The organism is Xanthomonas sp. NCPPB 3583 (genome assembly GCF_041475715.2).
Taxonomy (GTDB): domain Bacteria; phylum Pseudomonadota; class Gammaproteobacteria; order Xanthomonadales; family Xanthomonadaceae; genus Xanthomonas; species Xanthomonas euvesicatoria.
The window spans coordinates 4,215,915-4,229,598 of the sequence record NZ_CM191263.1 but is presented as its reverse complement, the minus strand read 5'-3'; the positions used below and the strand labels follow the sequence as shown (position 1 = coordinate 4,229,598).

The following is a 13,684-nucleotide window of genomic DNA, read 5'->3' as shown; positions in this document are numbered from 1 at the left end:
TCAACCCACCGACGGCAGGCTCGCAATCGATCAGTTGTCTTCTGCTTCCTCGGCGTTGTCGTCCAGGGCGCGTTGCTGCGCGTCGATGTGTTGCTGCTTGCCGTAAGTGCCGCTCTGGCCGAAATTGGGTTGCGTGCTGCCGTCACGTTCTGGGTGGCCGTCGGGTTCGCCTTCGCCCAAGGTGCCGCCGCGGCCATGACCGCGTTGATGCAACGCTTCCGGCGCGTCGCCACGCGGCGGCAGTGCATCGCGGGTCTGGACAGCCGATGGATCGTTGCGGCCCTGGCCATCCACCGATGCGTCGGTACCGTTCCCGCGATAGGCCGATTGGCGTTCGTCGTGTGTGTCGAGCGTGGATTTTTCGTTCATGGCAACTCCTGTGCAGTGCAATGAAAAAGCCCGGAGCGTACTGGCTCCAGGCTGGTGATGGGTGCAGCTGCACCCATCAGGTCTAACGCTGGATATCGCCGGTGGTGGAACCGGCGCCCGGGCCTGCACCCAGGTCTGCGCCGGTCACGCGGTCCAGCTCGGGGTTGGAGAGCAGCCGCTCGGACATGGCATCCAGTGCCGCGGTTTGCGTGGCATCCAGCGCGACCGTGGCAGAGCCGTCGCCACCATCGACGGCGGCCTGTGCCTCGCGGTCGGCCACCACTTCCCATTGCTCGCCGGCATTCCAAGGACCGATCATGTCGCCTTCGCCCTGGGAGGTGTTGTAGTACTTGTCGGTGAAGCGCGGATCGCCCGGCAGCTTACCCGGCGGGAAATTCGGCTCGATCGAGTACAAGGCCTTTTCGAACGACTTCTGATGCGCCACTTCGCGCGTCATCAGGAAACGCAAGGCATCCACGATTCCCGGGTCGTCGGTGACGTTGATCAGGCGCTCATACACCAGCTTGGCACGCGCTTCTGCCGCGATATTGGAGCGCATGTCGGCCGTGGGGCAACCGATGCTGTCGACATACGCCGCCGTCCACGGCACGCCGCTGGAATTGACCAGGGCCGGGCCACCGCCATACAGAATCTGCTGGGTATGGCTGGTGCTGTTCTGGGTCATGTTGCGCATGTCCATGGCTTCTTCCATGCCCTCGGAGAGCACCGCCTTGGGCCCCTTGTTGAGCATGGCGATGATCGAGCCGATGATCTCCAGGTGGCTGATCTCTTCGGTGGCGATGTCGAACAGCAGGTCCTTGCGGCCCGGATCGTCTTCTCCCAGTGCCTGGGTGAAATAGCGCATTGCAGCGGCGAGTTCGCCCTGCGGTCCGCCGAACTGTTCCAACATCAGCGTGGCCAGATCCGGATTGGGCTGGGCGACGCGGACGGTGTACATCAAACGCTTGTTGTGCATGAACATGGGTGGTGCTCCATGGCTGACGCCCGGCAACTACGACCACTCAACGAGCGGGCAGAAACGTGGGGCTTTGGCTTCGGGGGGATGCCCGCAGGGATGCAAGCGACGCAGGACGGCGGCGAGCGTCCTGCGCGGTGACTCAGGCGGCCTTGCTGGCCTTGGATGCCTTCTGGTTGCCGCCTTGCTCGGCGAGCAGGGTCAGCTTTTCGTCGGTGGCCTTTTCTTCTTCCAGCGTGGCCAGCAGCAGCGGCAATGCATCGGCATAACCGAGTTGCTTGGCCATGGCGGCAATGGTGCCGTACGAGGCGATTTCGTAATGCTCCACCTTCTGCGCGCCGCCGATCAGTGCAGCGTCGCGCACCGGGCCGGCCTCGATTTCGTCGATGACCTCGCGGCTTTCTTCGATCAAGCCTTCCATCGCAGCGCATTTGATGCGCTTGAGCTTGATGCCCAGTGTTTCCACGACCTGATCGATGCGTTCGATCTGGCCCTGGGTCTCTTCCAGGTGGGTTTCAAAGGCCTGCTTGAGTTTCGGCTCGGTGGCCGCACGCGCAAGACGCGGCAGCGACTTGGTCAGCTGCTTCTCGGCGCTGTAGATGTCCGACAGTTCGTGGATGAAAAGTTCTTCGACAGTCTTGATCGCCATGTGTGGCTCCTTGGGGTTGGTCAGAGGATGGGTTGCTGCGGTTGGCCATGTTGGTGGCGATGCCTTGATGAGCTCGCGTTGCACGCCTGCGAACAAGCGTGCCGATGCAGCACGTGCGACAACTCCGAAATCGTTCTGGTGCGTGTCACTCGCCTGCAGCGCAGGGTCGTGCGCACTTCACCTGACGTTCTTCGAAGTACACCGTGGTCATCGCGTCGATCTCCAGGCAGTACCGCGTGGTCGCTACGCTAGCCCTGCGAGTGTTAGCGGGATTGGTGGAAACGGTGATCCCGATGCGATGGCGAGCTGTGCTGTGGAGCAGGCCGCGCTCGCTGCGCCTGCAACGAAGGGGTGCAATGGCGCACCTACTACAGCCATCACCTCGGCGCCGATGCGGCTAGGCTTTGCGCATCGCTGCACTCCAGCATCGATCCACGTCGATGCGGTACAACGACGATCGAACCTTTTGCGAGACCGTGCGATGACGCCGCTGGACAAACCCTTACGTCGCGAACTGCAGATCGGCGATCAGGCATATACCTTGATCATCGATCCGCAAGGTTTGAAACTGGTCGAAAAAGGCAGGCGCAAAGGCGTGACCTTCCGCTGGGAAGAACTGGTCAGCGGCGACGCTGCGCTGGCCAGTGCATTGCAGGCTTCGCTTGAAGACCGTTAGCCTGGCGGTGCCGGGCAGCGTGTGAAGCGCGAATGGAACCACTGCGTGCACCGCCTGGCGGGCGCGGCTGGTGACCGTGCGGTCGCGCGTCCTCCGCGGTTCACCTGCGCCGTCCATGCCGACCTGAGGCGTGCTTGATGGTGGTCGACGCTGCGCTTGGCGTGGCTCGACCTTCCAACGACCAGAACAAGTGCAATGGCTGGTTCGGCACGACCACCTGCAATGCCGGCGTCCGGTAGAGGCCATTGCACGTTACTGCCAGCACCGATGCGCTCTGCAATGCACGCAGGCCACCACCGCGCTCGCGTCGCTCAGCGTGTGGCAAACAGCCGCGCCAGTTCGCGCACCGCCGCTTCCGTTGCGGCGCGGTCGGGCATGGCGTCTGCGTTATTGAAGTCGTGTGCGCCTTGCGCCTGCACCAACAACCCGTCGCGTCGCGGCACGACGTTGAGATTGTGGCCGCGCCAGACCAGGCCATAGGTGACTTCCGGCTGCGGGATCAGGCGTGCGGTCTGCCCGCGCACCGGAATCACGCTGTCGTCGCCCAGCAAGGCGCGCGCCCCGTAACCGGTGGCGTTGATCAGGATCTTCTCGCGCAGATCGCCGAATTGGCGCGGATGCTCGAACTCGCGCGTGTAGAGCTCGCCGCCTGCCTTCAGGAAGTCATCCATCAACAAGCGCGCATACGCGCTGAGGTTGAAGGTGAGCTGGCTGTAGCGGCGCACGAACGCCACCGGAAATGGATGATCACCGGGCGCCACCGGCTGCGAGCGCGGGCCCAGATCATCGAGCAGTTCGCGCTCCAGCGGCGGATAGTCCGGCTCATGCGCTTCGGCAGAGGCGACAGGTTGATCGAAGGGCACGTCCGAGAGCACGTAGCCATCGCGCCATTCAATCGGCTCGCCGGGCAGGCCCAGCAAGGTCTGGTAGCGGCGAAACGACGTGCGCGCCATGTCTTCCCAGCGCCTCTTGAAGTCGGCAGTGGCGTGTTCGCTGGTGCACACGCGCGAATCCGGCGACCACACGCCGGTGGCATAGAACGAGCGCACATCCGGCAGGCGCTCGCGCGCGTAGATGCGCACACGCAGGCCGGCGCGTTGCGCCACCAGGGCAGTGGTCAAGCCGATCGCGCCGCAGCCGATCACCGCCAGCGCGCGCGCGGCCGGGTCGGCGGCACGCACCAACCGTAATGCCTGTTCGGCGGCACCCCACGAGAGCGACCACCCGCTGCCGCCATGCCCATAGTTGTGCACCACCGTCTTGCGGCCGATGCGCTCGGCTTCGATCCGCGGCCCCTGCACGCGGAACGGGCGCGTGCACCCGTTGATGGCGATGATGCGATCGACCGAGGCGCGCATCGGTGCCAATGGCGAGGCAGCTGCGAACGGCGCAGGCAGACCACCCGGCGGCGTGACCGGCTGGGTGGCGGGCGGGACGGCGAGCGCCTTGTTCGTTGCTGCCCAGCTCGCGGTGGAGGCGGCCGCCAGCGCAACACCGGCGCTGCGTAGAAAATGACGACGGTGCATGCAACTCCCTTACAAGGTGTGGTGGGTGATGGGGTCGCCATGATGCGGCTCGCCACGCCTGCGCGGAGGCATGCCGAGGCCATCTTCAGATGCTGTCTGCCGCGTGGCAGCAACCGAGCGCGGCATGCGCAGCGCAAGCGTGCATCCAGCATAGCGCGCGCATCTGCCGCGGCCATGGCCCGGCACCAGGGTTTCGCACCGCAATCCTGGCGTTTGATGCCACGCTGGCGGCCATTCGTCGCCCGGGGCTTTCGCAGTGGCGCGCGCCGGCTATGCTCGCTCCCGTCCCATCTCAACGAGCGGCCCACCCGTGTCTGCCAGTGTCTTCCTGATCGTGCGCATCGTGTTCGCCTGGGCCGCCGCGTTGGTGGTGGCAGGGATCATGTGGACGCAGTTGTTCGGCTCCATCGGCCCGATCTTCGCGCTGGCCTGCATGGTCTTGCTGACGCTGGCGTTGATGAGTTCGGTCACCCATGTGCGGCGCGTGCGCCTGATCGCCGATCGGCTGGACCACACCACCTTGTCCACCCGCCAGCGCCGCCAGATCGAAGTACCGCTGGATGTGCAGGCCAGCTTCGCGGTGATGGAAGAGGCGGTGCGTGCGCTACCGCGTGTGCAGGACATCGAATGCGCGCCGGGCAGCCTGCTGATTCGCGCCAAGGTGCGCCGCATCGACCCGTACGCAGGTCGCCAGCCCTCGCGCTGGAACCTGTTCGCGCGCTTTGCCATCACCCACAACCAGATCCTGGCGACGATCGCGCCGGGGCAGGGCACCAGCAGCGTCACCGTGTTGTGCGAGCCCGACGCTGGCGCCTGGGTGGATCTGTTCGCGGTGGACGAAGGCAGCAACTACGAAAACGCCGAGGCGATCAATCGCGCGGTGGTGCGCCGGGTCGGTGAGCAACGTCGTGACGAACAGGCCGCCGCCGAGCAATCGGTCATGGAAAAGGAACTGGCCGTGGCGCGCCTGAATCTGCTGCACGCCCAGGTCGAGCCCCACTTTCTTTACAACACGCTGGCCAGCGCGCAGGTGCTGGCGCGCACCGACCCGCCGCGCGCCGAGATCATGATCGGCCATCTGATCCAGTACCTGCGCAGCTCGCTGCCCAGCGCCGACGGTGCCATCGCCACCCTGGGCGAGGAACTCGAACGCACCCAGGCGTATCTGGAGATCCTGCGCATCCGCATGGGCACGCGGCTGGCCCTGCAGGTGGAAGTGCCCTACGAACTGCGTGCGTTGCCGCTACCGTCGATGATGTTGCAGACCTTGGTGGAAAACGCCATCAAGCACGGGCTGGAAGCCAAGCCCGGTGGCGGCACCGTGTGGATCCTGGCGCGTCGCCACGATGACCATGTCACGCTCACCGTGGCCGACGACGGCCAGGGCTTCAACACGCACAGCCACGGCACCGGCATCGGCTTGAAGAACCTGCGCGAGCGGCTGAAGCTGATTTATGCCGACAAGGCGAGCTTTGCCATCGTGTCCAACTTCCCCAGCGGGGTGGCGGCCACCTTGAGCCTGCCGCTGCCGACGCAGTTGGGTGCCGCGCCACCGCCGCCGTTGCCCGTTGCGGGCGCGCAGGCCGCACACGCCGCACAGGTGCGGGCATGAGCGCGCTGCGCGCCGTGGTGGCCGAAGACGAGGCCTTGCTGCGGCAGTCGTTGCTGACGCTGCTGGCCGAGGTGTGCCCGCAGTTGCAGATCGTGGGCGACTGCGAGGACGGTGCCAGCGCGCTGGAGACCATCGCCGCGCAGCAGCCGGAGGTGGTGTTTCTGGATATCCGCATGCCCGGCCTCACCGGCATCGAGGTGGCGCGTGCGATGCGCGAGGTCAGCCCGCGCAGCCAGGTGGTGTTCGTCACCGCCTACGACCAGTACGCCATCGATGCGTTCGAACACGGCGCAGTGGATTACCTGCTCAAGCCCATCGGCCGCGAGCGGCTGCAGGCCACCTGGCAGCGCGTGCAACAACGCGCTACTGCCGGCCAGCCGGATGGCGCGCTGCTGGAGGCTTTGCTGCAGCGTCTGTCCGCGCGCCCGGCCGCTGCCAGCCACACGCCGCCGCTCGCCTGGCTGACCGCCAGCAGCGGGCGCGAGACGCGCTTGATCGCGCTGGACGAGGTGGCGTATTTCCAGGCCGATCAGAAGTACACCACGGTGATGACTGCGGCCGGCGACGCGGTGTTGCGCACGCCATTGCGCGAACTGCTGGATGTGCTGGACCCGCAGGTGTTCAAACAGATCCACCGCTCGACCATCGTCAACATGAAGGCAGTTGCCTCGGTGGTGCGCGAGGACACCGGCAAGGGCCGGCTGGCGCTGCGCGGCCGCAGCGAAACGCTGACCGTCAGCCAGCCGTTCATGAGCCTGTTCCGCGGCATGTAAGTGCGACTGCAAGACATCGCGCGCAGTCCCGGATGGATGCGGACAGCGCGCGTGGAACCTACGTATGCGCGTGAGTGCCACAGCGTTCCGATGACCGACAACCGCTGCCTGACGCGCTGCAGCCTGCTTTGATTCCCCCGTTTGCATCGACTGAAAGGACTGTCTCCATGCGCCTGATCGCCTCCCTGGTGTATTGCCTGCTTGCCCTGGCCGGCTGCCATGAACGCAATGGCACCACCTCGATCACCCGTGCCACCCGCGATGGCCACGATGTGATCTTCAGCAAGACGCTGATCACCGCGAGCAGTACCAGCGTGCATTGCCTGGCCAGCGATACCGGCCATTGCTACTACCTGATCTTTGAGGAGCAGTGCGGCGCGCGCGGCAGCGGCGATGGCGCAAGCACACCGACGTGTGCCCGCAAGACCTTGGACAGCTTTGCGCTGGTGCCAGGGCAAGTGCGCGAAGTGCGCGGCGTTCCCGGCCAGGCGCACACCTGCGTGGAGACCACCGCACCGCAGGCCGATTGCCACGGCTGAGGAAGGCACACGCACGCACCGAGCTGTGGTGGGGCGTGCGTGCGTGTGCATAGGCCACGCGCAGAAGCCTTAGTGCCCATCGCGGGGTGCCTGCGGGTTCCGGGCACCGGCGGGGCCAGCCTGGCGGCTGTGCAGGCACTGCTGGTCGCTGCTGCAGATAACGAGCACTGGCGTGCGTGGATCGGCTGCGCACTGCCGGATCGGCAGGATGTCGGTAGCGACAATCCGGTCATGCCTGAATACGCACTGACGGCAAGCGGTCGCTTCTGCGATCATTACCGGCTTGTTGCCGGTTCACGGCGTCCTCACTGCCAGGCTCCTCATGTCCGAACACTCGCTACGCCGCGACGTTGGCCCCTTCGCCCTCATGCTCACCGGCCTGGGCTCGATCATTGGCTCTGGTTGGCTGTTCGGCGCCTGGCGCGCGGCCGGCCTGGCCGGCCCCGGCGCGATCTGGGCCTGGGTGCTGGGCGCGGCGATCATCACCACCATCGCGCTGTCGTATGCCGAGCTGGGCGCCATGTTCCCCGAATCCGGCGGCATGGTGCGCTACAGCCACTATTCGCACGGCTCTCTGGTGGGTTTCATTGCCGGCTGGGCCAACTGGATCGCCATCGTCTCGGTGATCCCGGTCGAGGCCGAGGCCTCGGTGCAGTACATGGCGTCCTGGCCATGGGCCTGGGCGCAGGGCTTGTATGTGCAGGCGCCTGGTGGGGCAGGCGAGCTCTCTGTGCCCGGCCTGCTGATTTCCGCGGTGCTGGTGCTGGTGTATTTCTTTCTGAATTTCTGGAGCGTCAAGCTGTTCGCCCGCTCCAATACGCTGATCACCGTGTTCAAGCTGGTGGTGCCTGCCGCCACTGGCGTGGCGCTGATCGCCAGCGGCTTCCACAGCGAGAACTTCAGCGTCGGCATCCACGGCGATTCGCATGTGCTCGACCTGGCTGCGGTGCTCACGGCGGTGGCCACCGCCGGCATCGTCTTCAGCTTCAACGGCTTCCAGAGCCCGGTGAATCTGGCTGGCGAGGCGCGTAACCCCGGCCGCAGCATTCCGTTCGCGGTGCTGGGTTCGATCGCGCTGGCCACGGTGGTGTACGTGATCCTGCAGGTGGCCTACATCGGCGCCGTGCCGCCGGATCTGCTGGCCAAGGCCGGCTGGCACGGTATCGATTTCCGCTCGCCGTTCGCCGAGCTGGCCATCATCGTCAACCTGCATTGGCTGGCGATGCTGCTCTACATCGATGCGTTCGTCAGCCCCAGCGGCACCGGCATCACCTATACCGCGACCACTGCACGCATGGTCTACGGCATGGAAAAGAACGGCACCATGCCGGCCGTGCTGGGCAAGCTGCACCCGGTCTGGGGCGTGCCGCGCATGGCGATGTTCTTCAACCTGGCCGTGTCGTTCGTGTTCCTGTTCTTTTTCCGCGGCTGGGGCACGCTGGCGGCCGTGATCTCGGTGGCCACCATCATTTCCTACCTCACCGGCCCGATCAGCGCGATGGCGCTACGCCGGCACGCGCCGGAACTGCACCGCCCGCTGCGTATCGCCGCACTGCCGGTGCTGGCCGGCGTGGCCTTCGTGATGGCCACCGAACTGCTGTATTGGGCACGCTGGCCGCTGACCGGCGAGATCATCCTGCTGATGGTCGTGGCGCTGCCGGTGTATTGCTATTACCAGGCCAAGCAAGGCTGGCCGGATCTGCGCCGCAACCTCAAGGGTGCGGCCTGGATGATCTGCTACCTGCCCACCATCGCACTGGTCTCGTGGGCCGGCAGCACCGATTTCGGTGGCCATGGCTACCTCAGCTACGGCACCGATCTGGTCGTGGTCGCAGTCGTGGGCGCGGTGTTCTACGTCTGGGGCGTGCGCAGCGGCTGGCGGACACCCTCGGTGGAGAAGGCGGTTGCGCAGGCGTGAATGTTCACAGGCGCTAGCCGGCGCCGACTCCCGGAAACCGGCTGGCGGTCACCGCTGGGAATAAACAAGAACGGCCGGCGCAGTGCGCACCGGCCGTTCCTGTTTGCAGCCGAATCATTGCTGCAGGTAGCGTGTTTCTCGGTCAACGCGTCGCTGCATCGCCACGGGGGGCCCTGGTCAGGAATTGACCACCAGCCGTGGCGCGCCATCGAAGCGGTCGAGGTCGCGCAGCAGTTCGGTATAGCGGCGTAGCCGGCCCATTTCGCGCATGTTGACGATGTCTTCGTGGCGCAACTCGCGCTTGGACGTGACCTCCTGCTTGTAGCGCAGCACCTCCGGGTAGCGGCGCGTCATGTCCAGCGCGTCGGCAACGCATTCGACCGAGTCGGCGTCCGGCGTCACCCGCGCGCGGCTGTTGAAGGCGCGTAGCCAGCGTTCGAAACCGGCGCTGTGGTCGAACAGGTCGGCGATGTACCACATCACGAACAGGATCGACGCCCACGAGGTGAAGATGATCACCACCCGGCTGAAGGTCAGGTGGTAGTCGTTCTGCCACAGCTGGTGCGTGATCACGCCCAACAATATCAGCGAGATCGCCTGCCAGCCGATGATCGAGGCGATCACCCACTGCTTTTTGGCCACCTTGAGCAGCGAGAGCTCTTCGTCGAGCTGCGCGTCGGTCTTGTCGCGCCAGTGAGCCACCTGCTCGTCGAAGGGGAGCCGATGGAGTGCGTTGTCCTGCAATAGCAGGCCTAAACCCTGGAACAAAGCGATCATGACAAGCTCCTGACGGATGGCTGGTACGAACGACTTGCTGCACTGGCCGCGGCCGGTGCCCTGGAGCGTCCTCAACGTGCTGGCGAAGCAGTGCGTCGACGGACGGCCTTAGTTCTAGCACTTTCGCTGTGCATGGCAATGCCTCAAACGAAGCGCTGGCCGCGCAATTTTGCGCGGACGCGCACAAATTGCTGAATTCAGGCGGATTTGCGGTCATGCCGCCGCCGCGTGCCTGCGCGGCGCCTTCGATCTTGCTGCACTGCACACTCGGCGCTGCGGCAATTGCCGGGTTCCAAGGACAGGCAAGCTGGCTTGCCGGACATGCTGGAAGGGCGTTCGGCGACGCCGGGCCCGTTGGTAGAAAGCTCAGCGGGCCTGATTGCCCGGATGGTCAGTACCCCACCCAGATGCCAGGTCGCGTTCTTCCGGCTTCGCGGTCACGATGCCCGTCAGCATCTGGTCGCCACCGCCGCGCTGACGTGCCGAACGGATGCCGGTCAGCGCTACGCTGACCTGGCGTTGCAGATGGGCTGCGTATCATTGCCGCATGTCAGCCGTCCTGCGCACTCTCACTGCCCCCGCCGCCAAACAGATCCATCGCTGGGTGCTCGACGCGTTTCCGCGTGGTCAGAGCACCATCGAATACGATCAGCCGCTGGGCGATCCCGGCATCTTCGGGCCCGACAGCATCACCTGGCGCATCCACTCCGAATTTCCGGGCATGCTGTCCGGCGGCCTGTGCGCATTGATGTTGCAGTTGTTGCATCCGCGGGCGCTGGCCGGGGTCTACGACCATTCCAACTTCCGCACCGATTTGATCGGACGGCTGCGGCGCACCACCAACTTCGTCGCCGGCACCACCTACGCGCCAGCCGCGGAAGCCGAACAGCTGATTGCGCGCGTGCGCAAGATCCACTCGCAGATTCGCGGCCACACTGCCGACGGCGTGCCTTACGAGGCCAACGACCCGCAGTTGCTCACCTGGGTGCATGTCACCGAGGCCTATGGGTTCTTGCAGGGATGCCGGCGTTATTGCCGCCAGGTGCCTGCTGCCATCGCCGACCGCTACTACGACGAAGCGCGACGCGTGGCCGAGGCGTTGGGCGCAGCCGATGTGCCGGCCAGCGAGGCGCAGGTGGATGCGTATTTCGCATCGGTGCTGGGAGAGTTACGCATGGACGCGCGCTCGCGCGAGGTGCTCGACATCCTCACCAGCATCCAGCTGCCGGTGCCCGCCGCGGGTCTGTCGCGCGGGGTATTTCTCGGCGCCGGCACGGCCTTGTTGCCCGGCTGGGCCAGCGACATGCTCGGCCGCACCACCACCCAACGCGCGCAGGCGCGCGCATCGGCACGGTTGCTGCGCAGCCTGTCGCCGCTGTTCCGCACGGCCTTGCGCGACGGACTGTCTGCGCGCGCATGCAGGCGCATGCAATTGCCGCCGGCGATGTTGCTGGAGTGGCCTGACAGCGTGTAACGGCGGTGGGCCGGGCGGAGCGGGTGTTCTGAGGTGCGCTGGTGGCGCGATAGGCAATCGCTGGTCGTGCCGCTTTTTCGACGGCAACCACGACGTGGGTACTCACGCACTTCGCCATCCCCCGGCATGGCACTGCCGCGCGCCACGACAAACAATGCCGCAGACACCAGCTCCATTGGCGCTGCATCGACCTCGACCAGCACCTACCAGATCCTGACCCGCTGCTCCGGCGCCAGATACAGCTGCTGACCCTGTGTCACATCGAAGGCCGGGTACCAGGCATCCAGGTTACGCACGGTTTGCGCGCGGAAGCGGCCAGGTGCATGCACATCGGTGAGTAGCGCATTGCGCAGTGCCGCGTCGCGATACTTGCCGCGCCAGGCCTGTGCAAAGCCAAGGAAAAAGCGCTGATCCGGGCTGAAACCGTCCAGGGTCCGGGGCTGCTTGCCCTGCAGCGACAGCTGGTAGGCGTCATATGCAGTGGCCAGGCCTGCAACGTCGGCGATGTTTTCGCCCAGCGTCAGCTTGCCGTTGACCGACAAGTCGTCGAACGGTTGGTAGGCGCTGAACTGCGCGGCCAAGGCGTTGCCGGCGCTCTCGAATTTTTTCAGGTCTTGCGGTGTCCACCAGTTGTGCAGCTCGCCGTGTTCGTCGAACAGCGCGCCCATGTTGTCGAAGCTGTGGCTGATCTCGTGGCCGATCACCGCGCCGATCGCGCCATAGTTCACCGCATCGTCGGCGGCGGGGTCGAAGAACGGCGGTTGCAGGATCGCCGCCGGGAAGATCAGGCGGTTTTCCAGTGGTACGTTCAGCGCGTTGACCTCCTGCGGCAGCATGTACCACTCGCGATGATCGACTGCCTTGCCCAGCTTGGCCAGGTTGCGGCGGTATTCGAAGACCTCGGCGCGTTGCACGTTGCCGAGCGCATCATCGCGGCGCACGTCCAGCCCGCTGTAGTCGCGCCAGGTGTCCGGGTAGCCGACCGCCACCGTCAGGCCGGCGATTTTCGCCTTGGCATGCTGTTTGGTTTCGGCGCTCATCCACTCCAGTGCGTCGATGCGTTTGCCGAACGCGATGATGATGTTCTTCACCATCTCTTCGGCACGCGTCTTGGTCTGCGCGCTGACGTACTTCTGCACGTAGCGCTTGCCGACCGCTTCGCCCAATGCGGCGTTGGTCGCGTCGATGCCGCGTTTCCAGCGCTGGCGCTGCTGCGGGGTACCTTCCAGCGTGGTGCCGTAAAACGCGAAGCGCTCGTCGGCGAAGGCCTTGGACAGGTAGGGCGAGGCGCGATCCAGCGCGCGGAAGCTCAGGTAATCCTTCCAGGTCTGCAGCGGCTCGGACTGCACCAACGCCGACAACCCACTCACCGCGCGCGGCTGCCATACGATGAAATCCTGTTGTGCGTTGAGGCCGGCTGCCTCGAAGAACACCGCCCAGTCCAGGCCGGGCGCATTGCGCGCGAAATCGGACTGCTTCCAGGCATTGGCGCCGGCCTGCACGTTGTTGGTCTGCTCGGGAGTCGCGTGCACGCGTGCCATGGCGATTTCCAGCGCCAGGATGCGCTCGGCCCTGGCGGGCGCATCGTCGATGCCGGCCAGCTCCAGCAAGGTGACGATGTGCGCGCGGTAGGCTTCGCGCAGCTGCGCCATACGCCCGCCGTCCAGGTAGAAACTGCGCTCGGGCATGCCCAGGCCGCCTTGCACCAGATAGGGCACGTAGCGGCCCGGATGATGCAGGTCCTGCGACACCCACAGGCCGAACAGCCGGTCGGTATGGAAATTGGTGGCGTTGAGCAGATCGACATCGGCACGCAGCTGGCCGCCCAAGGTGCGCGCCAGGGCCTGCTTGTCGTCGAGCTGGGCGATCGCTTCCAGTTCCGGTTGCACCGGGCGCACGCCCTTGGCCTCGATGCTGGCTTCGTCCATGTAGGCGGCGTAGTAGTCGCCGATCTGTTTGTCTTCACCGGTGACGCGGTCGTTGGCGGCAGCGCCTTCGATGATGTCGCGACTATGCCGCTCGGTCTCGATGGCGATGGAAACGAAACTGTTGAAGCTGGCGCGATCTTCCGGGATCTGCGTGCGCTTGACCCAGTTGCCGCTGGCGTAATCGAAGAAGTCGTCGCCCGGCGCCACGCTGCGATCCATACCGGCCGCATCGAAGCCGAAATCGCCGAGCTTGGGCTTGCTAGGGGGCGGCGCGGGGTGCGTGCTCGCGGCCGGTGTCGCGCCATCGCGGTGGCATGCGGCGTTGGTCAGCAGCGCGGCAGACATGGCGGCGATGAGGACGGGGCGATGCAAAGAAGCCATGCGGCGCAGCTCGTATAACCAAAACGGACAGCACAGTGTAGTGGCCTGCAGTGCCGGGTGCCGGTTCCAGCGTAGGCTTCGCCGCG

General features: G+C 65.6%; 12 protein-coding genes. 6 read left to right on the top strand and 6 right to left on the bottom strand.

Annotated elements, in window-relative coordinates; genetic code table 11:
* Window positions 1-30: 30 nt before the first annotated feature.
* The 3 genes from ACCQ07_RS18130 to ACCQ07_RS18120 all read right to left on the bottom strand — a co-directional run bounded on the left by ACCQ07_RS18130 (window position 31) and on the right by ACCQ07_RS18120 (window position 1,994).
* Window positions 31-369, bottom strand: a complete 339-nt coding sequence (locus tag ACCQ07_RS18130; protein ID WP_071118302.1) for a hypothetical protein — start codon at window positions 367-369, stop codon at window positions 31-33.
* Window positions 370-451: 82 nt separating this feature from the next.
* Window positions 452-1,351, bottom strand: coding sequence for a manganese catalase family protein (locus ACCQ07_RS18125; RefSeq protein WP_008577723.1), 900 nt, complete (start codon window positions 1,349-1,351; stop codon window positions 452-454).
* Between the two features lie 136 nt (window positions 1,352-1,487).
* Window positions 1,488-1,994 carry a YciE/YciF ferroxidase family protein gene (locus ACCQ07_RS18120; protein WP_372363519.1) on the bottom strand — a complete coding sequence of 169 codons (507 nt, stop codon included), beginning with the start codon at window positions 1,992-1,994 and terminating at the stop codon, window positions 1,488-1,490.
* Between the two features lie 481 nt (window positions 1,995-2,475).
* Here ACCQ07_RS18120 and ACCQ07_RS18115 point away from each other — a divergent pair, with 481 nt between their 5' ends.
* Window positions 2,476-2,670, top strand: a complete 195-nt coding sequence (locus ACCQ07_RS18115; protein WP_057680890.1) for a hypothetical protein — start codon at window positions 2,476-2,478, stop codon at window positions 2,668-2,670.
* Between the two features lie 311 nt (window positions 2,671-2,981).
* Here the strand turns inward: ACCQ07_RS18115 and ACCQ07_RS18110 are convergent, their stop codons facing one another.
* The gene (locus ACCQ07_RS18110; protein ID WP_372363517.1) at window positions 2,982-4,196 is read right to left on the bottom strand and encodes an FAD-dependent oxidoreductase; all 1,215 of its coding nucleotides are present in this window, start codon (window positions 4,194-4,196) and stop codon (window positions 2,982-2,984) included.
* 310 nt (window positions 4,197-4,506) lie between these two features.
* Between ACCQ07_RS18110 and ACCQ07_RS18105 the strand changes: the two genes are divergently transcribed.
* The 4 genes from ACCQ07_RS18105 (at window position 4,507) to ACCQ07_RS18090 (ending at window position 9,038) form a co-directional block, all read left to right on the top strand.
* Window positions 4,507-5,808: a sensor histidine kinase gene (locus ACCQ07_RS18105; RefSeq protein WP_008577729.1), complete on the top strand. Its 1,302-nt coding sequence runs from the start codon at window positions 4,507-4,509 to the stop codon at window positions 5,806-5,808.
* A complete protein-coding gene (locus tag ACCQ07_RS18100) occupies window positions 5,805-6,581 on the top strand; it encodes a LytR/AlgR family response regulator transcription factor (protein ID WP_011348706.1) in 777 nt (258 codons plus the stop codon). Before ACCQ07_RS18105 ends, ACCQ07_RS18100 begins: the two co-directional genes overlap by 4 nt.
* Window positions 6,582-6,748: 167 nt before the next feature.
* Entirely contained in the window at window positions 6,749-7,120 is a 372-nt protein-coding gene (locus ACCQ07_RS18095; protein ID WP_218502265.1) for a hypothetical protein, read from the top strand.
* 322 nt (window positions 7,121-7,442) lie between these two features.
* On the top strand, window positions 7,443-9,038 hold the full coding sequence (locus ACCQ07_RS18090; protein WP_011348704.1) for an APC family permease: 1,596 nt from the start codon (window positions 7,443-7,445) through the stop codon (window positions 9,036-9,038).
* 177 nt (window positions 9,039-9,215) lie between these two features.
* Here the strand turns inward: ACCQ07_RS18090 and ACCQ07_RS18085 are convergent, their stop codons facing one another.
* The gene (locus tag ACCQ07_RS18085; protein ID WP_008573315.1) at window positions 9,216-9,890 is read right to left on the bottom strand and encodes a hypothetical protein; all 675 of its coding nucleotides are present in this window, start codon (window positions 9,888-9,890) and stop codon (window positions 9,216-9,218) included.
* A gap of 415 nt (window positions 9,891-10,305) precedes the next feature.
* On the opposite strand from ACCQ07_RS18085, the gene ACCQ07_RS18080 reads away from it, so the two are divergent.
* Window positions 10,306-11,289, top strand: a complete 984-nt coding sequence (locus ACCQ07_RS18080; protein ID WP_014091150.1) for an oxygenase MpaB family protein — start codon at window positions 10,306-10,308, stop codon at window positions 11,287-11,289.
* Between the two features lie 203 nt (window positions 11,290-11,492).
* Here the strand turns inward: ACCQ07_RS18080 and ACCQ07_RS18075 are convergent, their stop codons facing one another.
* Window positions 11,493-13,562 carry a M13 family metallopeptidase gene (locus ACCQ07_RS18075; protein ID WP_033478725.1) on the bottom strand — a complete coding sequence of 690 codons (2,070 nt, stop codon included), beginning with the start codon at window positions 13,560-13,562 and terminating at the stop codon, window positions 11,493-11,495.
* Window positions 13,563-13,684: the final 122 nt, after the last annotated feature.

Coding starts and splice junctions, on each gene's coding strand:
- ACCQ07_RS18130 (WP_071118302.1), bottom strand. CDS start 369: ATGAACGAAAAATCCACGCTCGACACACACGACGAACGCCAATCGGCC.
- ACCQ07_RS18125 (WP_008577723.1), bottom strand. CDS start 1,351: ATGTTCATGCACAACAAGCGTTTGATGTACACCGTCCGCGTCGCCCAG.
- ACCQ07_RS18120 (WP_372363519.1), bottom strand. CDS start 1,994: ATGGCGATCAAGACTGTCGAAGAACTTTTCATCCACGAACTGTCGGAC.
- ACCQ07_RS18115 (WP_057680890.1), top strand. CDS start 2,476: ATGACGCCGCTGGACAAACCCTTACGTCGCGAACTGCAGATCGGCGAT.
- ACCQ07_RS18110 (WP_372363517.1), bottom strand. CDS start 4,196: ATGCACCGTCGTCATTTTCTACGCAGCGCCGGTGTTGCGCTGGCGGCC.
- ACCQ07_RS18100 (WP_011348706.1), top strand. CDS start 5,805: ATGAGCGCGCTGCGCGCCGTGGTGGCCGAAGACGAGGCCTTGCTGCGG.
- ACCQ07_RS18095 (WP_218502265.1), top strand. CDS start 6,749: ATGCGCCTGATCGCCTCCCTGGTGTATTGCCTGCTTGCCCTGGCCGGC.
- ACCQ07_RS18090 (WP_011348704.1), top strand. CDS start 7,443: ATGTCCGAACACTCGCTACGCCGCGACGTTGGCCCCTTCGCCCTCATG.
- ACCQ07_RS18080 (WP_014091150.1), top strand. CDS start 10,306: ATGCCGGTCAGCGCTACGCTGACCTGGCGTTGCAGATGGGCTGCGTAT.
- ACCQ07_RS18075 (WP_033478725.1), bottom strand. CDS start 13,562: ATGTCTGCCGCGCTGCTGACCAACGCCGCATGCCACCGCGATGGCGCG.